Origin of the sequence: Enterococcus sp. 9D6_DIV0238 (assembly GCF_002174455.2) — a bacterium.
Taxonomy (GTDB): Bacteria; Bacillota; Bacilli; order Lactobacillales; family Enterococcaceae; genus Enterococcus_L; species Enterococcus_L dunnyi.
This window is the reverse complement of the sequence record NZ_CP147246.1, coordinates 1207272-1229586: the sequence shown is the minus strand read 5'-3', so window position 1 is coordinate 1229586 and position 22315 is coordinate 1207272. Positions and strand designations below refer to the sequence as shown.

At 38.1% G+C, this 22315-nt stretch carries 21 protein-coding genes and 1 other annotated feature; of the genes, 19 read left to right on the top strand and 2 right to left on the bottom strand.

Going from position 1 to position 22315, the window contains the following annotated elements; all coding sequences use genetic code 11:
• Positions 1-52: 52 nt before the first annotated feature.
• Together A5889_RS05810 and recN are read left to right on the top strand one after the other, a co-directional pair.
• Positions 53-502, top strand: a complete 450-nt coding sequence (locus tag A5889_RS05810; RefSeq protein WP_087641020.1) for an arginine repressor — start codon at positions 53-55, stop codon at positions 500-502.
• 17 nt (positions 503-519) lie between these two features.
• Entirely contained in the window at positions 520-2211 is a 1692-nt protein-coding gene (recN, locus tag A5889_RS05805; protein WP_087641021.1) for a DNA repair protein RecN, read from the top strand.
• Between the two features lie 133 nt (positions 2212-2344).
• Here the strand turns inward: recN and A5889_RS05800 are convergent, their stop codons facing one another.
• Together A5889_RS05800 and A5889_RS05795 are read right to left on the bottom strand one after the other, a co-directional pair.
• Positions 2345-2458 carry a DUF4044 domain-containing protein gene (locus tag A5889_RS05800; RefSeq protein ID WP_087641022.1) on the bottom strand — a complete coding sequence of 38 codons (114 nt, stop codon included), beginning with the start codon at positions 2456-2458 and terminating at the stop codon, positions 2345-2347.
• A gap of 71 nt (positions 2459-2529) precedes the next feature.
• The gene (locus A5889_RS05795; RefSeq protein ID WP_087641023.1) at positions 2530-3486 is read right to left on the bottom strand and encodes a magnesium transporter CorA family protein; all 957 of its coding nucleotides are present in this window, start codon (positions 3484-3486) and stop codon (positions 2530-2532) included.
• Between the two features lie 184 nt (positions 3487-3670).
• Between A5889_RS05795 and A5889_RS05790 the strand changes: the two genes are divergently transcribed.
• The 17 genes from A5889_RS05790 to ileS all read left to right on the top strand — a co-directional run bounded on the left by A5889_RS05790 (position 3671) and on the right by ileS (position 22255).
• Entirely contained in the window at positions 3671-4042 is a 372-nt protein-coding gene (locus A5889_RS05790) for a DUF3397 domain-containing protein (RefSeq protein WP_087641024.1), read from the top strand.
• 309 nt (positions 4043-4351) lie between these two features.
• Positions 4352-4783 carry a division/cell wall cluster transcriptional repressor MraZ gene (gene mraZ / locus A5889_RS05785; RefSeq protein ID WP_010762855.1) on the top strand — a complete coding sequence of 144 codons (432 nt, stop codon included), beginning with the start codon at positions 4352-4354 and terminating at the stop codon, positions 4781-4783.
• A gap of 13 nt (positions 4784-4796) precedes the next feature.
• Complete coding sequence (rsmH, locus tag A5889_RS05780) at positions 4797-5756, top strand: 16S rRNA (cytosine(1402)-N(4))-methyltransferase RsmH (RefSeq protein ID WP_176372835.1); 960 nt, start codon at positions 4797-4799, stop codon at positions 5754-5756.
• Positions 5757-5772: 16 nt separating this feature from the next.
• Positions 5773-6174 carry a cell division protein FtsL gene (ftsL, locus tag A5889_RS05775; protein ID WP_087641025.1) on the top strand — a complete coding sequence of 134 codons (402 nt, stop codon included), beginning with the start codon at positions 5773-5775 and terminating at the stop codon, positions 6172-6174.
• Complete coding sequence (locus A5889_RS05770) at positions 6174-8048, top strand: peptidoglycan D,D-transpeptidase FtsI family protein (protein ID WP_087641026.1); 1875 nt, start codon at positions 6174-6176, stop codon at positions 8046-8048. The genes ftsL and A5889_RS05770 overlap by 1 nt, the downstream gene beginning before the upstream one ends.
• Positions 8049-8102: 54 nt before the next feature.
• The gene (gene mraY / locus A5889_RS05765; RefSeq protein WP_087641027.1) at positions 8103-9068 is read left to right on the top strand and encodes a phospho-N-acetylmuramoyl-pentapeptide-transferase; all 966 of its coding nucleotides are present in this window, start codon (positions 8103-8105) and stop codon (positions 9066-9068) included.
• A gap of 382 nt (positions 9069-9450) precedes the next feature.
• Positions 9451-10821: a UDP-N-acetylmuramoyl-L-alanine--D-glutamate ligase gene (gene murD, locus A5889_RS05760; protein WP_087641028.1), complete on the top strand. Its 1371-nt coding sequence runs from the start codon at positions 9451-9453 to the stop codon at positions 10819-10821.
• A 7-nt stretch (positions 10822-10828) separates the two neighbouring features.
• On the top strand, positions 10829-11920 hold the full coding sequence (gene murG / locus A5889_RS05755) for an undecaprenyldiphospho-muramoylpentapeptide beta-N-acetylglucosaminyltransferase (RefSeq protein WP_087641029.1): 1092 nt from the start codon (positions 10829-10831) through the stop codon (positions 11918-11920).
• Positions 11921-12013: 93 nt separating this feature from the next.
• Positions 12014-12970 carry a cell division protein FtsQ/DivIB gene (locus tag A5889_RS05750; protein WP_087641030.1) on the top strand — a complete coding sequence of 319 codons (957 nt, stop codon included), beginning with the start codon at positions 12014-12016 and terminating at the stop codon, positions 12968-12970.
• Between the two features lie 160 nt (positions 12971-13130).
• Positions 13131-14453, top strand: a complete 1323-nt coding sequence (ftsA, locus tag A5889_RS05745; RefSeq protein WP_087641031.1) for a cell division protein FtsA — start codon at positions 13131-13133, stop codon at positions 14451-14453.
• A gap of 26 nt (positions 14454-14479) precedes the next feature.
• Positions 14480-15730: a cell division protein FtsZ gene (ftsZ, locus tag A5889_RS05740; RefSeq protein WP_087641032.1), complete on the top strand. Its 1251-nt coding sequence runs from the start codon at positions 14480-14482 to the stop codon at positions 15728-15730.
• Positions 15731-15745: 15 nt separating this feature from the next.
• Positions 15746-16423 carry a YggS family pyridoxal phosphate-dependent enzyme gene (locus A5889_RS05735; RefSeq protein WP_087641033.1) on the top strand — a complete coding sequence of 226 codons (678 nt, stop codon included), beginning with the start codon at positions 15746-15748 and terminating at the stop codon, positions 16421-16423.
• 13 nt (positions 16424-16436) lie between these two features.
• The gene (locus A5889_RS05730) at positions 16437-17045 is read left to right on the top strand and encodes a cell division protein SepF (RefSeq protein ID WP_087641034.1); all 609 of its coding nucleotides are present in this window, start codon (positions 16437-16439) and stop codon (positions 17043-17045) included.
• Between the two features lie 10 nt (positions 17046-17055).
• Complete coding sequence (locus tag A5889_RS05725; RefSeq protein WP_176372861.1) at positions 17056-17328, top strand: YggT family protein; 273 nt, start codon at positions 17056-17058, stop codon at positions 17326-17328.
• A 22-nt stretch (positions 17329-17350) separates the two neighbouring features.
• Complete coding sequence (locus tag A5889_RS05720) at positions 17351-18133, top strand: RNA-binding protein (RefSeq protein ID WP_087641036.1); 783 nt, start codon at positions 17351-17353, stop codon at positions 18131-18133.
• Positions 18134-18152: 19 nt separating this feature from the next.
• Complete coding sequence (locus A5889_RS05715) at positions 18153-18869, top strand: DivIVA domain-containing protein (RefSeq protein ID WP_087641037.1); 717 nt, start codon at positions 18153-18155, stop codon at positions 18867-18869.
• Positions 18869-19091: a binding site (T-box leader), on the top strand. It overlaps the preceding gene by 1 nt.
• 374 nt (positions 19092-19465) lie before the next feature.
• Positions 19466-22255, top strand: a complete 2790-nt coding sequence (ileS, locus tag A5889_RS05710) for an isoleucine--tRNA ligase (RefSeq protein ID WP_087641038.1) — start codon at positions 19466-19468, stop codon at positions 22253-22255.
• The last annotated feature ends 60 nt before the right edge of the window (positions 22256-22315 follow it).

Here is a 22315-nt window from a genome sequence, read left to right as displayed (position 1 = left end):
TGAAAATACGCTATGATAAAATGGAAATGGATTTATAAAGGAGCCAATTATTATGAGGAAAAAAGATCGGCATCGTCTGATTACTCGTTTATTAGCAGATAAAAATATTCAAAAGCAAGAAGACTTTGTAGCCTATCTACAAGAAAAAGGAGTCGAAGTCACTCAGGCAACGATTTCTCGTGATATTAAAGAAATGAAGCTGATCAAAGTACCTTCCACAGAAGGTGGATATCGTTACAGTGTTCCTGTTCAAACGCAAGAAGATACTGCTGTAAAATTAGAAAAACTATTGAAAGATGCGTTTATTTCTGTCGATCAGATGGATAAGCAGGTTATTTTGCGTACTATACCAGGGAATGCTGCGGCAGTGTCAAATTTGATTGAAAAACAGTATAAGGAGATCGTTTTTGCTGCAATCAATGATGATGATAGCATTTTGATCATTGCGCGGACTGAAAAAAATGCCGAGTATTTAAAAGCTGAATTTTTCCAATACATTTAAACGTGAGGTGAACGAACATGCTGCAGGAGCTTTCTGTACAGAATTTTGCGATCATTTCTTCTTTACAACTGGAATTTCAAATGGGGATGACCGTTTTGACAGGTGAAACAGGTGCCGGTAAATCGATTATTATCGATGCAATGGGCTTATTGACTGGTGGTCGCGGATCAAGTGACTACATTCGGCAAGGGGCATCGAAATGTGTGCTGGAAGGTCTCTTTACAATGCCGAAAAATCAAGAGCTTATCAATCTACTAGAAGAATTAGGCATTGAAACAGATGAAGATTCGCTGGTGATCCAACGTGATATTTCGACTTCTGGAAAAAATGTCTGTCGTGTCAATGGACGTATCGTCAATATAGCTAATTTACGCAAAGTGGGTGAGTTTTTAGTAGATATCCATGGGCAAAATGAGCATCAGGAATTGATGCAAAGTGAGAAGCATTTAGGGATGCTGGATGATTTCGGTGATAAAGAATTATTGAAAATAAAAGAGCAGTATGAGGAAATTTATTCTGAGTATCGTATGATCGAAAAGAAAGTACGAAGCCGTCAGAAAAATGAAAAAGAATTTGCTCAACGCATGGATATGCTGCAGTTTCAAAGTGATGAGATCGAAGCCGCTCAATTTGTAGCGGGCGAAGAAGAGCAACTGATGGAAGAACGGAACAAGCTTGGGAATTTTCAAAAAATTGCAGATGCTTTAGCAGCTAGTCATGAAGCAATCAATGGCGAAGGAGACAGCAGTCTAGATAAAATTGGGTATGCGATGAATGAACTTTCTTCTATTGAGAACCTTGATTCTGAATACAAAGCACTCTCAGAAACAGTTCAAAATAGTTATTATCTATTGCAGGAAGCTAGTGGTGATCTGGCACGACATATCGATAGCTTAGAATTAGATGAAAATCGGTTGAATGAAGTAGAGACTCGCCTTGAATTGATTCGTCAAATGAAAAGGAAATATGGAGAATCGATTGAATCGATCCTTGACTATTACCATGAGATCACTCGCGAGCTGGCAGATGCAGATTTTCTTGAAGGACGGACAGGTGAATTAGAAAGTCTGTTAGTTGAAAAAAAGGCTCAAGTGATCGAAAATGGCTTGAAGCTTCGTGAGATAAGAAAAAAAGTTGCGAAGAAACTAGAAAAAAATATCTTAAAAGAATTAAAAGAATTATATATGGAGCGGACAGAATTTGATATTCGTTTTTCCGAGGTCCCAGATGAGCAGTTTACAGAAGAAGGACTGGATCAAGTTGAATTTTATATTACGACAAATCCGGGTGAACCGCTAAAACCATTGGTCAGAGTTGCTTCTGGAGGTGAGCTATCTCGTGTGATGCTTGCTTTAAAAACGATTTTTTCAAAATCGCAAGGAATCACAAGCATTGTTTTTGATGAAGTCGATACGGGAGTTAGTGGACGTGTAGCTCAAGCGATCGCAGATAAAATCCATCAAATCTCTGAAGATTCTCAAGTTTTGTGTATCACGCATTTACCTCAGGTTGCCGCAGTTGCTGATTATCAGTATTTTATTGAAAAAGAAATCATTGGTGAACGAACAGAGACAAAGGTTCGGCGTTTAGAGCCAAAAGAGCGTGTGAACGAAATAGCGCGCATGCTTTCAGGTAGTGAAATCACGAAGCTTACTATGGAACATGCGAAAGAACTACTGAACATGGCTGAAAGAGAACGGAACAATTAGAACTGAAAAAGTAAAAACGCTTTGCTTGTCTTTTTTTCATAGACAAGCAAAGCGTTTTTTTATCAAAATCAAAAAAGGGAGGCAAGCACGAATGGTTCTAGTCACTTGTCTCCGTAATTGTTTATATTGTCGATTATCCTAAGCTCATGATAGCCGTCAAAATAGTTGATCCGGCAATGGCAATCAGCATCAACCAAACAACGATTTTAGTGACTTTAGAAAAGGTACTGGTTTTTTTATTGTTCACTGATTATACACATCCTTATACTTTGCTTTCTATAGTGTACAACCTTTTTATAAAATCAGCAACAAGAAATTTTACAAAAGGTTCCGTTTCTTTAGCCTGTAAATGACAAAAATACAAGTAGCGGTAGTCGCAACTGCAATCCAGAAAAAAGCATCCTCCCGATTGGCGAAGGGCAATTTAACGTTCATCCCAAATACACCGCCAATGATCGTCGGAATCGTTAAGACGATCGTAAGAGAAGTGAGTATTTTCATCACATTATTCAGGTTGTTTGAAACGATAGCTGAAAATGTATCGCTGATTTTATCAACAAGTTTCAACTGGATTTTCGTCGTTGTAGCTGCTTGTTTTGTTTCTACAAGAATATCATGAAGATGAGGCAGATGTGCTCTGGGATCACTGAAAATTCTAGCTGTATAGAGTTTATTCAGTACTTCCAAATTAGAATCGATCGCAGATTCAAAATAAACTAGGCTTTTTTGTATATCCATGATTTGATAAAGCTGGCTATTCTCAGTAGAAACCTTCAATTCTCCTTCTAATTTGTTTGTCTCTTGGATCAAATCTTTTAAACAACGATTATAATAGGTTGAAATATGCCAGGATAAATACAAAATCAGTGATTCTTGAATCGGCAATGTACTATCAGGTAGAGCTGTAGATAGTGCTTTTTGAAGAAAATCAGCTGATTTATTGATAACAGAGATCACTTTTCCGCTCGTTGTCAAAATCACAGCAAAAGGAAATGTGTCCAGCTGTGTATAGCCGCTGGGACTGATCGTTGCATGTGGATATTGGAGCAGCATAAGCGCAGGTTCTTCCAATTTGTTTTGATGAAGACCTTCAAAACGAGAATTTTCATCATCATCCAGCACTCCTGTGATATAATCTTTAGGAAGCTCGTAGGTCGTTGTTAAATAATTGACTTCCTCTTCGGTCGGTTGTTCAACGGCTAACCAAATGGTGTCTTCTATGTCCGTATGTGATGGGGTAAAATGTCCATTTTTCAAAGTTAAATAGTTGATCAAAAGCTCACCTCATTCTTTCAAGAGTTCGTTAGCTCCATTATAATCGAGTTCGCCTATTTTTGGGGAATAAAACCCTTGTAATTTAGTATTATTTAGGCATGAATTTTTAAACGAAATGAAACATCAATGTAAAGAAGATGAAGTATAGTTAACTAAGTGTGTTACGAAAGGAATTGTGTAGGAAATGGTGTCGTTTTCAGTCATTATGCTTTTTTGGTATGTATTTCCAGTAATTGTTTTATTTGCGTGTAATTTTATTATCTCAACGTTCTCATTGACGGAGCGTTATAAAGTAAAAGCACCAGATATTTCAATTCCATTTTTATTCATAGGATTAAATGAGCTGTCAAAAGATAGTTATGGGCAATCCATCGTTCCGTATATGATCATTTCAGTTCTACTTTTGGGGATTTGTGTCGCTGTTTTCCAAGCGTACTATTATGGAGAGATTTTATACGGCAGATATTTCAAAATGTTTTGGCGTTTAGTCTTTCTTTTAAGCTTGATTTTGTATGCATTATTGATTCTGTTGAATATCGTTCATTATCTTGCCTAAATCTTTTTGATGAAAATGAATAGTATGACTTTGCGTGGGGGAAATGAACATTTCCCTCCACTTCCCACCACTAACATTTTTTGTAATAATTTTATGAGAATGAAGAGTGGCTGAAATGTATGGTTTGATCTTTCAAATACTGTTTTATAGGCGATGAGAGCGTTTTTTGAAAAACTTCCCTTCATTTTGTAATATTACAAAACTTTTAAATAACAATTAAAAGGAAGAAGATTCTACGTTTTTGGTGGTAGAAAGTGGTAGGATGTGGTAGACTGTTTCTATCAAGTGGAAAAGTGGGGAATATTGGCTATGTTTATGGGTGAATTTCAACATAATATAGATGCCAAAGGCCGACTCATCGTACCTGCTAAATTTCGCGACCAACTCGGCGAGAAATTTGTAGTCACAAGAGGGATGGATGGCTGTTTATTTGGTTATCCAATGTCCGAATGGGAACAACTAGAGGAAAAGTTGAAAGAAATGCCTTTAGCTAAGAAGGATGCCCGTACATTTGTCCGCTTTTTTTATTCGGCTGCAACAGAATGTGAGATCGATAAGCAAGGTAGGATCAATATCCCTGCTGCGCTCAGAACACATGGTAGTTTAGAAAAAGCTTGTGTCATCATTGGTGTTTCAAATCGAATCGAGATTTGGGATGAAGCCCGCTGGCAAGAGTTTTCTACAGAAGCTGAAGAGAATTTTGATGAAATTGCAGAAACAATGATTGATTTTGGTTTTTAGGAAGAGGAGCATTATGACGAAGGACTTTCAGCATTATACTGTTTTATTAAAAGAGACGGTAGACGGGTTACAAGTGAAAGAAGACGGCATCTATGTCGATTGTACATTAGGTGGCGCAGGTCATAGCGAATACTTACTTTCGAAATTGAGTGAACAAGGTCACTTGTACGCATTCGATCAAGACCAAAATGCGTTGGATTTTGCAGCACAACGATTAAAACAATATGTTGATAAAGGTATGGTGACTTTTATCAAGTCGAATTTTCGACATCTTAAAGAAAAATTGGCTGAACAAGGAATCGATCAGGTTGATGGTATTTTATACGACTTAGGTGTTTCTTCACCTCAGTTGGATGAAGCCGAACGAGGATTCAGCTATCACCAAGATGCACCTCTCGATATGAGGATGGATCAAGAAGCGGAATTATCTGCATATAATGTAGTTAATGAATATAGTTATAATGAATTAGTGAAAATTTTCTTCCGTTACGGTGAAGAAAAATTTTCAAAACAAGTAGCCAGAGAAATTGAGCGTGTTCGTGCAAAAGAACCGATCAAGACAACTGGTGAGTTGGTAGAAATCATCAAGACAGCCATTCCGGCACCAGCCAGAAGAAAAGGCGGTCATCCTGCAAAACGGATTTTTCAAGCGATCCGAATCGCTGTGAATGATGAATTAAGTGTTGTAGAAGAGTCATTGGAGCAAGCAATTGCTTTATTAAATAAAAATGGTCGGATCAGTGTGATCACGTTTCACTCTTTAGAAGACCGAATCGTTAAAACAATGTTTAAAGAATACAGCACGATACAAGATCTACCTCCGGGAATCCCAGTCGTGCCGGAAGAGTTTCAACCAGAACTAAAAGTAATCACAAGAAAGCCAATTTTACCAGGTGAGACTGAATTGGCGGAAAATAATCGCTCAAGAAGTGCAAAACTAAGAATTGCCGAAAAGGCAAAATCAATCAATTAGAGGAAGGGGTACCGAGATGGCTGAGTTAAAAAGACTGGATGATTTTCAATACGATGTTCCAGTAATGGATGAGCCAATCGTAGAGGTTGAACATGAACCAAAAATTCAAAAAAATCCAAACCTACCCCAATCTCCGAAAAGGAAGCTGAGAAATATCTCACTCTTAGAAAAGACCATCGGCTTTTTGTTGTTAGTAGCGATTATTGGTATAGCGGTTCTCACCATTCAAGTACGTACATCTATTACACAAATGACGAATGAAATCACTGAAACGCAAGCGACGATCCAAGAAAAAGAAGAGTCTGCTTTGAAATTAGAACAACAAAAAAATGAATTATCAAAAGCAGATCGAATCAAGGATGTTGCAAAGAGCAAAGGACTTTCAGATAACCTTGATAACATAAGGAACGTGAAATAATGAGTATGAAAAATAAAATAAAGAATTTTGTCAAAAAGAAGAACTTAAATCCAATGAACAATCGTAAAAAAGTAGGCATTATTTTATTTGCTACGAGTATTGGATTGTTCTTTTTATTTGCCTTTAGATTGACGTATATCGTCGCTGTAGGAAAAGTAGCGGGTGTTTCGCTACCTGAGAAAACAGCTGCTCTTTACCAAGGCAGTCGTGTAGTGAAAGCGAAAAGAGGAGCTATTTTAGATCGTAATGGCGAAGTGATCGCAGAAGATGCAACATCCTATTCTGTTTACGCGATTTTGTCTGAAACTTATTTAGGTGAAGAAAACAAGAAACTTTATGCACAAAAGAAAGATTTTGATGCGTTAGCTGAGATTTTAGATAGAAACACAGAGCTTAGCAAAGAGGAAGCATTAAAATATTTGAATGCGGGAGTTAACGAAGACGGTACGGTAAAATTCCAAGTCGAATTCGGTTCTAAAGGAAAAAATATCACGTTAGAGACACGGCAAAAAATTGAAGATGAATTAAAAGAGAAAAAATTGGCTGGTCTTTATTTTGAAGGACATCCAGCCCGGATTTATCCTAATGGCGTATTTGCCTCTCATTTTATTGGATACACAGATGCAGCAGATGCAGACGACGATGCTAAAGGTCTAGTTGGGAAAATGGGCTTGGAAGAATCTTACAATGATATTTTAAGCGGAACAGACGGGAAAATCGATTATAAAAAAGATGTCTATGGTAATCCGCTCCCTGGAACGATCGCTAGTGAGAAAAAGGCAGTTGACGGAAAAGATATCTACACAACATTAGATATGCGGATCCAAAGTCAATTGGAAACACTCATGGATCCTGTTTTAGAAGAATATAAACCAGAAGAAATGACTGCGATGCTGATGAAAGCTAAAACTGGTGAGATCATCGCTATGTCACAACGGCCGTCATTCAATCCTGAAACTAAAGAAGGGTTAGGCAAAGATGCTATTTGGCGTAATCTTTTAGTTGAGGATAAATTTGAACCTGGTTCTACGATGAAACTATTTACTGCAGCAGCAGCGATTCAAGATGGAAAATTTAATCCAAATGCAACGTTTGCTTATCCGGCTGGTGGCTATAAGCTGGATGACCGTACGGTAAACGATCATGATTTTGGTGCGATCGGTACGTTGACTTTCCGTCAGGCCATCTCTTGGTCAAGTAATGTTGGGATGCTGACGTTAGAACAAAGTATGGGCGGCGAAAAGTGGAAATCCTACTTAGAAAAATTTGGGTTTGGTAAATCAACAAATTCAGGTTTAGCGGGTGAATCTGCTGGAAGCCTTCCAGGAGATAACTGGGTCGATCAGGCGATGTCTTCATTTGGACAAGCAATCGATGTGACCAATTTTCAAATGATGCAGGCCTTTACTGCTATTGCTAACGATGGCTCGATGCTGAAGCCTCAATATATCAGTAAAATCGTAGATAAAAATACAGGTGATGAGAAGGTCACTCAGCCGCAACAAGTTGGACAGCAAGTTGTTACACCTCAAGCGGCAAGTGATATTCGGACATATATGATAGATACAGTGGAAGATCCAACGTATGGAATTGCCTATGATGTGTATACTGTACCGGGCTATCATGTTGCTGCTAAAACAGGAACGGCTCAAATCACTGGTGATAATGGCTATATGGCTGGTTTGACAGATTACACCTATTCTGTTGTCGAAATGGTTCCTGCAGACAATCCGGAATACATTTTATATCTAACGATGAAAAAACCTCAAACATACACAAGAGAAGCACTTGCAAAAATTGCTAATCCATTGATGAAAGTTGTGATGGATTCTGCAGATAGTCAGTCAACGGGAACAGTTGAAACTGCAAAATAATTAGTTAAAAATGCTGGGTAACATAAAAAGAGTGGAATAATTAGGAGAGATATCATGGAGTGGACGCAAATTTTTATCCCGATCGCCTTTAGCTTTGCTATTACAGTAGCAGTGATGCCGGTGTTTATCGGATATTTTCAAATGAAAAAACAAGGTCAGACAACACGAGAAGATGGACCGACTTGGCATAATGTGAAAACAGGCACGCCGACTATGGGCGGTTTGGTTTTCTTAGTTGCTAGCTTTATCACATCGCTATTAGTGGGATTGTGGAAACAAGAGTTCACTCCTTCTTTACTTATTATTTTGTTTATTTTAGTTCTTTATGGACTATTAGGTTTTCTTGATGATTTCATCAAAGTGTTCAAAAAAAGAAATATGGGCTTGAACTCACGTCAAAAATTAGTTGGACAAATTATCGGTGGAGTTGTTTTTTATGCAGTTTATCGTTCAGAAGGCTTGCCGGATTCATTAGATCTTTTTGGAATCACTACATTGCCGTTAGGCATTTTTTATGGCTTATTTGTGATTTTTTGGCTGGTTGGTTTTTCGAATGCAGTGAATCTAACTGACGGGATCGATGGGTTAGTTGCTGGATTAGGAACGATTTCATTTGGAACTTACGCTATCATTGCTTGGAAACAACAACAGTTTGATGTAGTGATCATTTGTTTAAGTGTGATCGGTGGTTTGCTTGGTTTCTTCCCTTATAATAAGAAGCCAGCCAAAATATTTATGGGTGATGTTGGCTCACTTGCTCTTGGCGGTTTACTTGCTGCAATTTCAATTATTTTACGACAAGAATGGACATTGTTATTGATTGGGTTAGTTTATGTCTGTGAGACGGCAAGCGTGATTTTACAAGTAACTTCATTTAAATTATTTGGCAAAAGAATTTTTAAGATGTCACCGATCCACCATCACTTTGAAATGTGCGGTTGGTCGGAATGGAAAATCGATATTGTCTTTTGGCTTACAGCGTTAGTTTGTTCAGGAGTTACTCTGTGGATCATTTTCTAACGATTATTCATTGATGTATCTAGAAGCAACTTTTAAGAAAATAGACGATCTTTGACTGGAACGAAGAGTGTTCCGATCAAAGATTGCTAATTTTCTACAGAGTTACCCGCTTTTTTCGGCTTTTAAATGTCTAGCTTCAAGAAGCAGTCTTTAGGAAAGTAGACAAATTATGATAGGAAACAAAGAACGTTTCATATCAAATTTCCTAACTTTCTACAAGACTACCCGCTTCTTTTAGCTTTTAAATGTCTAGCTTCAAGAAGTAACGCTTAGGAAAATAGAAAATCCTCGATTGGAACGAAGAGCGTTCCAATCTCAGATTTCTAATTTTCTACAGAGTTGTCTGCTTCTTTCAGCTTTTCTAAGATAAGGAGAATAGATTATGAAAAAAATTACTGATTATGAAAACAAAAAAGTCCTTGTTCTTGGGCTGGCAAAAAGCGGTGTTAGTGCAGCGAAATTGCTTCATGAGCTAGGTGCATTTGTAACAGTGAATGATTTTAAACAATTTGATCAAAACCCGGAAGCCCAAGATTTATTAACCTTGGGTATTCGTGTTGTTACGGGTGGACATCCAATTGAGTTATTAGATGAAGATTTTTCTTTGATCGTCAAAAATCCAGGGATTCCTTACACGAACCCATTGGTAGAAAAAGCGCTGGAAATGAAGTTGCCGATCATTACAGAAGTTGAACTGGCTTATCAAATTGCTGAATGTCCAATCATTGGTATTACCGGAACGAACGGTAAAACGACAACGACAACGATGATCGGATTACTCTTAAATGCTGAACGAACCAATGGTACAGCTAGATTAGCTGGAAATATCGGGTATCCTGCAAGTGAAGTAGCTGAGGAAGCAAAAGAAGTAGATGATATCGTCATGGAATTATCAAGCTTTCAATTGATGGGTATTCAAACATTTCGTCCGCACATTGCGGTCATAACGAACATTTATGAAGCGCACATCGATTATCACGGATCAAGAGAAGAATATGTCAAAGCGAAATGGGCACTACAGGAAAATATGCAAGAAACAGATTTTCTTGTGTTAAATTGGAATCAGGGAGAATTACAAGAATTGAGTAAAACAACAAAAGCAACGATCATTCCATTTTCAACAAAAGAAAAAGTTGCTGGTGCCTATCTTTCAGAAGAGAAAATTTACTACAAAGATGAATATATCATGGATGCTGCAGAATTAGGCGTTCCCGGTAGTCATAATATTGAGAATGCCCTTGCTGCAGTTACAGTTGCAAAATTAAAAAATGTTTCGACAGCTGCGATTAAGCAGACCCTGATGGTATTTACTGGAGTTCCGCATCGCACGCAATATGTCGGAGAAATAGCCAGTCGCAAGTTCTACAATGATTCAAAAGCTACCAATATTTTAGCGACAGAAATGGCTTTAAGTGGATTCGATCACTCTACACTTATTTTGTTAGCAGGCGGATTGGATCGAGGAAATGAGTTTGATGAGCTGATTCCTTCATTAAAAGGTGTCAAAGCGATTTATTTATTCGGAGAAACAAAAGGAAAATTGGAACAAGTTGCTCTTGCAGCTGGTGTGAAAGAGATTCACTTGACTGAAAATGTCCAGACAGCCGTACAAGATGCCTATGATTTTTCCGAAAAAAATGATACTATTCTATTATCGCCTGCATGTGCTAGCTGGGATCAATATCCTAACTTTGAAATACGCGGAGAAGCGTTTATTCAAGCGATGCAGCAGCTAAAAGACAAAGAAAAGTGAGAGAATTATGAAGATATTGATAACCGGAGGCGGAACAGGCGGACATATTTATCCAGCATTGGCTTTTGTTGATCACGTTAGAGCATTAGAACCTAATACAGAGTTTATGTATGTAGGAACAGAAAATGGATTAGAAAGTCAAATCGTTCCGAACTATGATATTCCATTTAAAACAATTGAGATACAAGGATTCCGACGCTCATTGAGTCCGCAAAATTTTAAAACGATTTATCTTTTCCTCAATAGTATTGGAAAAGCTAAAAAAATCATTAAAGAGTTTAAGCCGGATGTCGTAATCGGAACTGGGGGGTATGTTTCAGGCTCTGTCGTTTATGCAGCGAAACAATTGAAAATCCCTACGATTATTCATGAGCAAAACAGCATACCAGGGATAACAAATAAATTTTTAAGTAGATATGCGACAAAAGTGGCTATCTGTTTCCCAGATGTGGCTGAATATTTTCCTAAAGAAAAAATTGTTTTAACCGGAAATCCTCGTGCGCAAGAAGTTGTGATGACTGAAAAAACAGATGTTCTAAAAGAGTTTGGACTACATCCTGATAAAAGAACAGTGGTCATTTTTGGCGGCAGTCGCGGTGCTTTGAAAATCAATCAAGCATTCATTGAGGCGTTTCCTTTATTCGAAGAAAAGGAATATCAGGTTTTATATGCTTCCGGAGAGCGATACTACAAAGAATTAAAAGAAACATTAAAGCTTTCAGAAAAGAAATTGACGAACATAAGCATTCAGCCGTATATTAATAAAATGACTCAAGTGCTGGCAGCGGTCGATCTAATGGTCGGTAGAGCTGGAGCAACGTCTATAGCTGAATTTACGGCTCTAGGTTTACCTGCGATCTTGGTACCAAGTCCATATGTAACAAATGATCACCAAACAAAAAATGCACAAAGTTTGGTTAAATCAGGAGCAGTTGAAATGATCACTGATCAAGAGCTGACTGGTGAAAAATTAGTTGCAGAGATCGATGCCATTTTGTTGAATGATGAACGCCATCAAGCAATGGCTCAGGCTTCTAAAAAAGAAGGTATCCCGGATGCTAGTGATCGTTTATACGCAGTGGTGAAAGAAATTACTTGATGGGGGGTGTAAAAGATTAGTAAGAAGAAAGAAGATCCAGGGGGAACAAAAGACTCATCGGAAGAAACAGTCGAGTCGATTGATGAACAATCGTTGACCCCATGGCAAAAAGAAAACTTGGAATATTTAAAAACACAAGGAGATCAACCAAGCTGGAATCCTTCTGTAGTTTCTGATGATACGGAAGAGAGCGAGGATGAAAAAGAAGCAGAATCAATAGAGGAGATACCATCAGAAGATTCTGAACCTGAGGAAAAACAGCAAAAAACTTACGAATCTTTTGCAGACCGCTTACCAAATATAAAAAAAGTACGTAATACGAGATTGTATCGTCGATTGACATTGATCGTGTCTGTTTTTCTGATTGCAATTCTGATTGTACTTTATTTTGTTTCACCGTTGAGTAAATTGGGCAATATCGGTGTCACTGGAAATAAGTCTGTAGATAGTCAAAGCGTGATCACACAGTCCAAGCTTGAAAAAGGCACAAGTCTTTGGGAACAGTTTGGTGATAGAAAAATTTACGAAGAAAAAATCAAACGCCAACTGCCGCGCGTGAAAAAAGCAACGATTTCATTGAATGGTATCAACTCTTTTAACATCAAAATTGAAGAATATAAAGTAGTTGCGTTGGAGTCAGTTGGTGGGATATATCATCCTATTTTGGAAAATGGAAAGATTTTACCAGAAGAAATGAAGGCGCCAGCTAGCGGAATGCCGGTTTTTCAGAATTTTAAAGATCAGGAAATCATCCGAAATTTAATAAATTCTTATAATAAGCTGCCGGAAGAGACTAAGCAAAATATCTCTGAAATTCGTTACGCACCTTCTAATGCAAATAAGGAATTGATCAATCTTCATATGAAAGATGCGAATGAAGTGATCGTAAATATTTCTCAATTAGAGCAGAAAATGGCGTATTACGGGAAGGTAGCCAGCCAAATGGAGGACCCTGGGATTATCGATATGGAGGTCGGGATTTTCTCATATCCTTTTAATAATGGGGAGACCGAAGACAGTACGGAAGAAACATCTGAGGTGCTGGAATAAAATTAAGAAAATAAAAAGAAAAAATAGTAGAATCTGCTTTCTAAAAAGCCCTTGTTTATGGTAAAATTGAAAGAAGTGAGTATTCATAAAAAATATATATGTCAGCAGGACTTTTTAATCCTGTTGCATATTGGAATTAATAGGAGGAGGAACCCCATTCATGGCAAAGACAGGAATGTATGTAGGCCTTGATATTGGTACAACATCAGTAAAAGTTGTAGTGGCTGAATTTATTGAAGGTCAAATGAATATTATTGGCGTAGGTAATGCAAAATCTGATGGATTAAATCGAGGCATCATTGTCGATATTGATAAAACAGTAAATGCAATTCAAAGAGCAGTAAGACAAGCAGAAGAAAAAGCGGGAATTCAAATTAAAAGTGTGAATGTGGGGTTACCAGCAAACTTACTTGAAGTGGAAAATTGCCAAGGAATGATCGCTGTAAGTAGTGAGTCAAAAGAAATCACTGATGAAGATGTACGGAATGTAGCATCGGCAGCTCTGGTTCGTTCAACTCCTCCTGAACGTCAAATCGTTGCAATCTTGCCTCAAGAATTCACAGTAGATGGATTTGAAGGGATCAAAGATCCTAGAGGAATGATCGGCGTTCGTTTAGAAATGTTCGGCGTGGTCTTTACTGGACCAAAAACAATTATCCACAATACAAGAAAATGTGTCGAAAAAGCTGGCTTAACAGTAAATGAACTAGTAATCATGCCATTAGCATTGACTGAAACAGTTCTCTCAGATGGAGAAAAAGATTTCGGTACGATCGTTATCGATATGGGCGGAGGTCAAACAACGACTTCTGTAATGCATGATAAACAACTGAAATTCACACATGTCAATCAAGAAGGCGGCGAATTCGTCACAAAAGATGTTTCGATCGTGTTGAACACATCATTCAACAATGCAGAAGCATTGAAGATCAACTATGGTGATGCTTATCCTGAAAGAACGTCTGTCAGTGAAGAATTTCCTGTTGATGTGATCGGTAAGTCAGAACCTATCAAGGTTGATGAACGTTACCTTTCAGAAGTCATCGAAGCTCGGGTAGAACAAATCTTCAAGAAATCAAAAGAAGTATTAGATGAGATCGATGCACTTGAATTACCAGGCGGTGTCATTTTGACTGGCGGCGGCGCAAGTCTTCCAGGCGTGGTTGATCTAGCACAAGAAATTTTCGATGCCAGTGTGAAATTGTATGTCCCTAATCATATGGGCTTACGTAACCCAGTGTTTACAAATGTGATCAGTATTGTAGAATATTCAGCTCAGCTTAGCGATATTTACCATATTGCTAAAGGCGCGATCCCTGGTGAAAAAGTAAAATCCTCACCATCAGTTGCCGTTCAGCAAGAGGTTCAATATGATACATACGCTGATAGTGTACAGGAAGATTACGATGATTCAGAAATCCATGAATCTGGTGAAAAAGTTACTGGTAAAATCAAAGACTTCTTCTCAAACATTTTTGACTAACAACTAAAACAGGAGGAAACGATACTATGGAATTTTCTTTAGATAATAACATTAACAATGGCGCTGTCATCAAAGTTATCGGTGTGGGCGGCGGCGGCGGCAATGCTGTTAACCGCATGATTGAAGAAAACGTCAAAGGCGTAGAATTCATCGCTGCTAATACAGATGTACAAGCTCTTAAAAACTCAAAAGCCGAGACAGTGATTCAACTTGGACCTAAATATACACGCGGTTTAGGTGCAGGTTCTCAACCGGAAGTTGGCCAAAAAGCTGCAGAAGAAAGTGAACAAGTGATCTCAGACGCTCTACAAGGAGCAGACATGATTTTTATCACTGCTGGTATGGGTGGCGGAACAGGAACAGGCGCTGCTCCTGTTGTTGCTAAGATCGCCAAAGAATTAGGAGCTTTAACAGTCGGTGTTGTCACACGACCATTTAGCTTTGAAGGACCAAAACGTGGACGTTTTGCAGCAGAAGGGATCGCTCTTCTAAAGGAAAACGTCGATACCTTATTGATCATCTCAAACAACCGTCTATTAGAAGTTGTTGATAAAAAGACACCGATGCTTGAAGCATTTCGTGAAGCAGATAACGTATTACGCCAAGGTGTTCAAGGGATCTCTGATTTGATCACAGCCCCAGGCTATGTCAACTTGGACTTTGCTGACGTGAAAACAGTGATGGAAAATCAAGGAACAGCCTTGATGGGAATCGGTGTTGCCAACGGTGAAGACCGTGTCATTGAAGCAACTAAAAAAGCTATCTCATCACCGTTATTAGAAACATCTATTGATGGTGCTGAGCAAGTGCTATTAAATATTACAGGTGGCCTTGATATGACTTTATTCGAAGCACAAGATGCTTCTGACATCGTTACAAGCGCAGCGACTGGGGATGTCAATATCATTCTTGGTACATCGATCAATGAAGATCTAGGTGATGAAATCCGTGTAACAGTTATTGCAACTGGAATCGATCCTTCAAAAAAAGATCGTAAATCACCACGTCAAAATAGACCAACACAAATCCAAACCGTTCAACAAGCACCTGTGCTTGATATGGAACAGTCAAAACCATCACAACCTCAACCGCAAGAAGAGACAAGTGCATTTGGTGACTGGGATATCCGTCGTGAACAAAACGTAAGACCTAAAGTTGATGATTCAGCTTTTGATAATGCTGAAAAGAAAGACTTTGAAACATTTCATCGCGATGAACCAACTCAAAATAACGACGATGAATTAAACACACCACCATTTTTCCGCAGAAAAAGATAGGAGCGATTTTTGATCATGCTGGCTGAAAACTTAGAAAAAATAAATCAAAAAATTCAGCTGGCATGCCAAAAGTCATCACGAGCAGTCGATGATGTAACCATGATCGCTGTGACTAAATCAGTGGAAAGTGATCGTGCCAAGGAACTTGCTGAACTTGGTATTGAGAATATGGCTGAGAACCGAGTAGATAAATTACTCGAAAAAAAAATGGCACTTAGTGATTTTTCAACAATTAAGTGGCATTTGATTGGTAATTTACAGCGTAGGAAGGTAAAATTAATAATCAACGAGATAGATTATTTTCATGCGTTAGACAGCTTAAAATTAGCAGAAGAAATACAAAAACGAGCGGAGAAGCCAATTGCTTGTTTTGTTGAAGTGAATATTACTGGTGAAGAAAGTAAACACGGTTTTCGATCAGATGAAGTACTTGATTTTATTCATCAACTAGCTTCATTTGATAAGATAAAGGTTATAGGGCTAATGACTATGGCGCCGTTGGATGCTTCTGAACAAGAGCTTCATGATGTTTTTTCTAAGTTAAAAAGAGTGCAGTCAACAATAAATAATCAGCATCTGTCACATGCACCATGTACAGAGCTCAGTATGGGAATGAGTAACGACTTCCCAATTGCTATCGAAGAAGGTGCAACTTTTGTACGAATCGGAACAGCAATATTTAGAGGTGCGTAAAGGAGGGGAATCTATGTCAATTTTTAGTAAAAATGCGTTATCGAGCTTTTTTGGATTATCTGGTGAAGATGATTATGATAATTATGATGAATACGAAGAGCAAAAGGTTGTCAATGAAAGACCTAGACAGACGGTTCGACAAACATCAGCACAGGTACAAAGACCAGCTGGACCAACTGAGCCTTTAACTGAGAAGCCATCTGCTCGTTATCGTTCAACAGAGACACATCAAGATAAAAAGGAAAGCCGTCAGGAAACAGCATTTAATGAGAAAAAGGTTGTCTCCATGCGTAGTTCAAATAATTCAAATACTAAACGTTCGCAAGAGGCACATAGCTCAAGCAGAGCCGGCAAAATTACAATTATTGAGCCGCGTGTTTATTCTGAAGCAATGAATATTGCTAAACATATTATTGCTAGTGACGCTGTGTTGATCAATTTTCATTTAGTAGAAGAGCATCAGGCTAGACGGATCGTTGATTTTTTAACTGGAACTGTCTATGCATTGGATGGAGACATTCAACGTGTCGGTGATGAAATTTTTCTATGTACACCATCAAACATTGAAATCGATAGTGCAACAGCACAGTCTTTAGCTAAGAAACAAATGTTTGATTTTTAGTTAGGAGGTCATTAGTATCGTTCTATTTATATACTTACTATATAAAGCTGTTCAAATTTATTCAGGACTTTTAATCATTTATGCATTATTATCTTGGTTTCCAGGCGCATATGAATCTACATTTGGTCGCCTGATCGCAAGGATCTGTGAGCCGTATTTAAGTTTATTCGATCGTTTAAATTTAAGAATCGGTATGATCGGTTTTAATGTAATGATAGCAATTATTGTACTGAATTTAGCTGCAGGCGGATTAGGCAAGATTTTACAATCATTGTTGTATTAATATAAGAAAGGATGATCTATCTATGAACGCAAATGTATACCAACATTTCCGCAAAGATGAGCATCCTTTTATTGATTCTGTGGGTGATTGGTTAGAACAAGTCGAAAGCCAGTATGCTCCTTATCTAACGGATTTTTTGGATCCTAGACAAGCGTACATTCTAGAAACACTGATTAGACAAGATAGTGAACTTGAATTTCAGTTTTATGGAGGCTATGAACAAGCAGAACGAACAAGATGTTTGATCTATCCTGATTATTATCAGCCGAAACAAGAAGATTTTGAAATCGAATTAGTTGAAATCGTTTATCCAGTAAAATTTTCAACGCTTTCTCATGGTAAAGTATTGGGTACACTTGTAAACACCGGGATCAAGCGTGAATATTTTGGGGATATCATTTCTGATGGAGAGCGTTGGCAAGTCTTTCTTGCTAAGGAAATCGCCAATTTTGTGTCTGTTCAGGTAGAAAAAATCGGAAAAATATCTGTCCGTTTAGAGCCGCGTAAATACACTGAATTGATTCTTCCAAAAGATGATTGGACTCATGAACGAACAACTATCAGCTCATTACGTCTGGATAATTTGATCTCCAGCGTATATAATATATCTAGACAGAGATCGAAACAGTTGATCGAGTCTGGTAAAGTAAAAGTGAATTGGACGGAAAATACTAGACCGGATTTTTTAGTAGACTTATTGGATATCGTCTCTATTAGAGGGTTTGGTCGGATTCAAATTCAAGAACTAGAAGGTAAGACGAAAAAGGACAAGTTTCGTTTGTTATTGGGAGTTTTACGAAAATAATCCAAAGAGGTGAAGGAATATGGCATTAACTCCATTAGATATTCAAAACAAAAACTTCTCTACAAAAATGAGAGGATACAATCAAGACGACGTCGATGATTTTTTAGATCAAGTAACGAAAGACTATGAGGATGCGCTTCAAAAGAACCGTGAACTTGAAAAATCTTTGAAACATGCAGAAGAAAAATTGCAATACTTCAATGAATTGAAAGATGCATTGAATCAATCGATTATTGTAGCGCAAGATACTGCAGATAAAGTGAAAACTAGTGCAAACAAAGAATCAGAAGTTATTGTTACTTCTGCCGAAAACACAGCGAATGAAATGATTTCATCTGCAGAAAAACGTTCGACAAATCTAGTCGCTTCAGCAGAAGAAAAAGCCAAAGAAATTTTAACAGATGCAACTGACCGTGCGCGTCAATTAGCTGCTGAGACAGATGACTTGAAGAAAAAAACACGTGTATTCCATCAACGTTTAAGCTTGATGCTTGAAACACAGTTAGAACAAGTGAAGAGTGAAGAATGGAATGAATTATTGAAACCATTCTCAAGCTATGTTAGTGACTCTCACACAGTGATCAAGGAAGTACTTGCTGAAGAGCTAGATAAAGAGGATGAGGCTTCAGCATCAGGAACTGTTACAGAACCTGTAGTAGATGAACAGCCTACATTGGAGCAAGCAGCGATCGATCCAAAAGCAATGCTTGACCTTTTAAACAAAGAACCTAAATAATTTTAGTAAAGAAATAGAACAGAAAAGTCAACAGCCATTCTTTTAGCGAGTCAATGATAGTGAAAGATTGACAGACCCTGGTGTTGAAAAGATCCTCTATTTTACTCAAGTTTGAATATAGTAAAACTTGACGAGTGATTTCGTTACCGATCACAGAGGAGATAATCATGACTATTGATTATTTTGAATTTGGGTGGTAACACGAGTACTTTCGTCCCTAGGGATGAAGGTACTTTTTTGTTGTGAATCACTACGATTGGCTATGCCAGAGTAGATGATGAACAATACTTGGCGAGCAGAGTGAGCGAAGTGTCCTTAACACCGAATCACTACGATTGGCTATGCCAGAGCAGATGTTGAAAAGTACTTGGCGAGCAGAGTGAGCGAAGTGTCCTTAACACCGAATCACTATGATTAGCTATGTCAGAATAGTTGATGAACAATCGTACTGAATCACCAAACTGCCCAGGTGAAAAGTCAAAAATCCAAAAAGGTTGTTCAAGCACAAATACAACTGACAAAAAGAGCTGAAAGCGTAAACTTGCATCTCTTTAATCTATATAACAAACTGCAACAAAAGAAAGTGAGGAATAAAAATGAAAATGAAAGAAACATTGCAATTGGGAAAAACAGCTTTTCCAATGCGAGGAAATTTACCAAATCGGGAAGTCGAATGGCAAAAAGATTGGGAAGAACAAAAAATTTATGAAAAGCGTCAAAAATTAAATGAAGGCAAACCGACATTTATTCTTCATGATGGACCTCCATATGCGAATGGGAATATCCATTTAGGTCATTCTTTAAATAAAATCAGTAAAGATATCATCGTACGTTCGAAATCAATGTCAGGCTTCCGTTCACCATATGTTCCAGGCTGGGATACTCATGGGTTACCGATCGAGCAGGTATTGACAAATAAAGGCATCAAAAGAAAAGAAATGTCATTGGCCGAATATCGTGAAAAATGTGAAGAGTATGCTCGTTCGCAAGTCGATACACAGCGTAATGATTTCAAACGTTTAGGTGTGGCTGGTGATTGGGATCATCCTTATATCACTTTAGATCCATCTTATGAAGCTGCTGAAATTCGTGTTTTTGGTAAAATGGCCGAAAAAGGGTATATTTATAAAGGGCTAAAACCGATTTACTGGTCACCTTCAAGTGAATCATCATTAGCAGAAGCAGAAATCGAATATAAAGACGTCAAATCACCATCGATCTATGTTGCGTTTAAAGTCGTTGATGGCAAAGGATTGCTGGATACAGATACATCATTTGTTATTTGGACAACGACTCCATGGACCCTTCCAGCGAATCTTGGAATCTCCGTGAATCCAGCATATAAATACGTGGTAGTAAAAGCTTACGGGAAAAAATATGTAGTAGCAAAAGATCTTTTAGAGACAGTCAAAGAAGCAATTGGTTGGGAAGATGTCGAAATCCTTGATACTATTTCAGGACAAGACATGGAATATATGACTGCTCAACATCCTTTCTATGACCGTACATCGTTAGTTATGTTAGGGGATCACGTTACCTTAGATGCAGGTACAGGTTTAGTTCATACTGCACCTGGTCACGGTGAAGACGATTATATCGTCAGCAAAAAATACAACTTAGATATTCTTTCACCAGTAGATAATCGCGGGGTGTTTACTGATGAAGCGCCTGGATTTGAAGGGATTTTCTACGATAAAGCAAATCCAATGATCACAGCACTATTAGATGAAAAAGATGCGTTATTAAAGTTAGATTTCTTTACACACAGTTATCCACATGACTGGCGTACGAAAAAACCAGTTATCTATCGTGCAACGCCGCAGTGGTTTGCGTCGATCGATAAGTTCCGTGAAAACATTTTAGATGAAGTTGAAAAAGTCGACTGGATCTTACCATGGGGCAAAACTCGTTTATACAATATGATCCGTGACCGTGGGGACTGGGTGATTTCTCGTCAACGTGCATGGGGTGTTCCGTTACCGATTTTTTATGCAGAAAATGGCGAAGCGATCATTACACCAGAAACGATCGATCATGTGGCAAACTTATTTGCAGAGCATGGATCAAATATTTGGTTCAAGCGTGAAGCAAAAGAACTATTGCCGGAAGGCTTTACGCATCCAGGTTCACCAAATGGTTCGTTTACTAAAGAAAATGATATCATGGATGTTTGGTTTGATTCTGGTTCTTCTCATGAAGCTGTTTTACGTCAACGTCCAGAATTGTCATTCCCAGCAGATATGTATTTAGAAGGTTCTGACCAATACCGTGGCTGGTTTAACTCAAGTATCACGACAAGTGTTGCTATCAACGGTGTGGCACCATATAAAGCTGTTTTATCACAAGGCTTCACTCTAGATGGTGAAGGACGTAAAATGAGTAAATCATTAGGGAATACGATCTTACCAGATAAAGTTATCAAGCAAATGGGTGCAGATATTCTACGTCTTTGGGTAAGTAGTGTGGATTACGAAGCAGATGTTCGTGTATCGATGGATATCTTGAATCAAGTATCAGAGGTTTATCGTAAGATCCGTAACACGATGCGCTTTTTATTGGCAAATACGAGTGATTTCCAACCTAATGAACATACTGTTCCTTATGAAGAATTACGTTCTGTGGATAAATATATGGTTGTTCGTTTAAACCAAGTAATTGAAGAAATTCGTGAAAAAGGATATGAGAAGTATAACTTCATGCAAATCTATCGTTCTGTGATGAATTTCTTAACAGTGGATCTATCTGCCTTCTATTTAGATTTTGCGAAGGATGTCGTTTATATCGAAGCAGAAAATGATTACCAACGTCGCTGTATGCAGACGGTATTTTATCAAACTGCTGTGGCATTGACTAAGTTGTTAACACCGATCATTCCGCATACGTCAGAAGAAATTTGGAGCTTCTTGAAAGAAGAAGAGGACTATGTTCAGTTGGCTGAGTTCCCTGGTTATGAAACATTTGCAAATCAGCAAGAGCTCTTGGATCTATGGGCAGCGTTTATGGACTTTAGAGATAACGTTTTAAAAGCGTTAGAAGAAGCACGGAATTCTAAATTGATCGGTAAGTCATTAGAGGCTAAGGTAACCGTTTATCCTAATGAACAAATCCGCGAGTTATTAACAGCTGTAGATGCTGATATTGCTCAATTATTGATCGTATCTGATTTTGAGGTAGTCGATAAGGTTGCAACGGTGCCGGATGGTGTCGAGAAATTTGAAGATATGTCGATCCTTGTGGAAAAAGCAGAAGGTGAAACTTGTGATCGTTGTCGTGCCGTTCGTACGGATGTAGGAGTAGATGAAAAATTACCTCATTTATGCGGCCGTTGTGCAACCATTGTGGAAGAAAACTATCCTGAAGCAGTAGCAGAAGGATTTGAAGAGTAAGAAAAGAATTAAATCACCAGTGGAAAATAGCTAGCTATTTTCCACTGGTGATTCTTAAAA

What these genes read in the sequence shown, in the direction of transcription:
- A5889_RS05810 (WP_087641020.1), top strand. Translation starts at nt 53, where the DNA reads ATGAGGAAAAAAGATCGGCATCGTCTGATTACTCGTTTATTAGCAGAT.
- ftsL (WP_087641025.1), top strand. Translation starts at nt 5,773, where the DNA reads ATGGCTGAGTTAAAAAGACTGGATGATTTTCAATACGATGTTCCAGTA.
- ftsA (WP_087641031.1), top strand. Translation starts at nt 13,131, where the DNA reads ATGGCAAAGACAGGAATGTATGTAGGCCTTGATATTGGTACAACATCA.
- murD (WP_087641028.1), top strand. Translation starts at nt 9,451, where the DNA reads ATGAAAAAAATTACTGATTATGAAAACAAAAAAGTCCTTGTTCTTGGG.
- mraZ (WP_010762855.1), top strand. Translation starts at nt 4,352, where the DNA reads ATGTTTATGGGTGAATTTCAACATAATATAGATGCCAAAGGCCGACTC.
- mraY (WP_087641027.1), top strand. Translation starts at nt 8,103, where the DNA reads ATGGAGTGGACGCAAATTTTTATCCCGATCGCCTTTAGCTTTGCTATT.
- A5889_RS05730 (WP_087641034.1), top strand. Translation starts at nt 16,437, where the DNA reads ATGTCAATTTTTAGTAAAAATGCGTTATCGAGCTTTTTTGGATTATCT.
- rsmH (WP_176372835.1), top strand. Translation starts at nt 4,797, where the DNA reads ATGACGAAGGACTTTCAGCATTATACTGTTTTATTAAAAGAGACGGTA.
- A5889_RS05720 (WP_087641036.1), top strand. Translation starts at nt 17,351, where the DNA reads ATGAACGCAAATGTATACCAACATTTCCGCAAAGATGAGCATCCTTTT.
- ileS (WP_087641038.1), top strand. Translation starts at nt 19,466, where the DNA reads ATGAAAATGAAAGAAACATTGCAATTGGGAAAAACAGCTTTTCCAATG.
- A5889_RS05770 (WP_087641026.1), top strand. Translation starts at nt 6,174, where the DNA reads ATGAGTATGAAAAATAAAATAAAGAATTTTGTCAAAAAGAAGAACTTA.
- A5889_RS05715 (WP_087641037.1), top strand. Translation starts at nt 18,153, where the DNA reads ATGGCATTAACTCCATTAGATATTCAAAACAAAAACTTCTCTACAAAA.
- ftsZ (WP_087641032.1), top strand. Translation starts at nt 14,480, where the DNA reads ATGGAATTTTCTTTAGATAATAACATTAACAATGGCGCTGTCATCAAA.
- A5889_RS05735 (WP_087641033.1), top strand. Translation starts at nt 15,746, where the DNA reads ATGCTGGCTGAAAACTTAGAAAAAATAAATCAAAAAATTCAGCTGGCA.
- recN (WP_087641021.1), top strand. Translation starts at nt 520, where the DNA reads ATGCTGCAGGAGCTTTCTGTACAGAATTTTGCGATCATTTCTTCTTTA.
- A5889_RS05790 (WP_087641024.1), top strand. Translation starts at nt 3,671, where the DNA reads ATGGTGTCGTTTTCAGTCATTATGCTTTTTTGGTATGTATTTCCAGTA.
- murG (WP_087641029.1), top strand. Translation starts at nt 10,829, where the DNA reads ATGAAGATATTGATAACCGGAGGCGGAACAGGCGGACATATTTATCCA.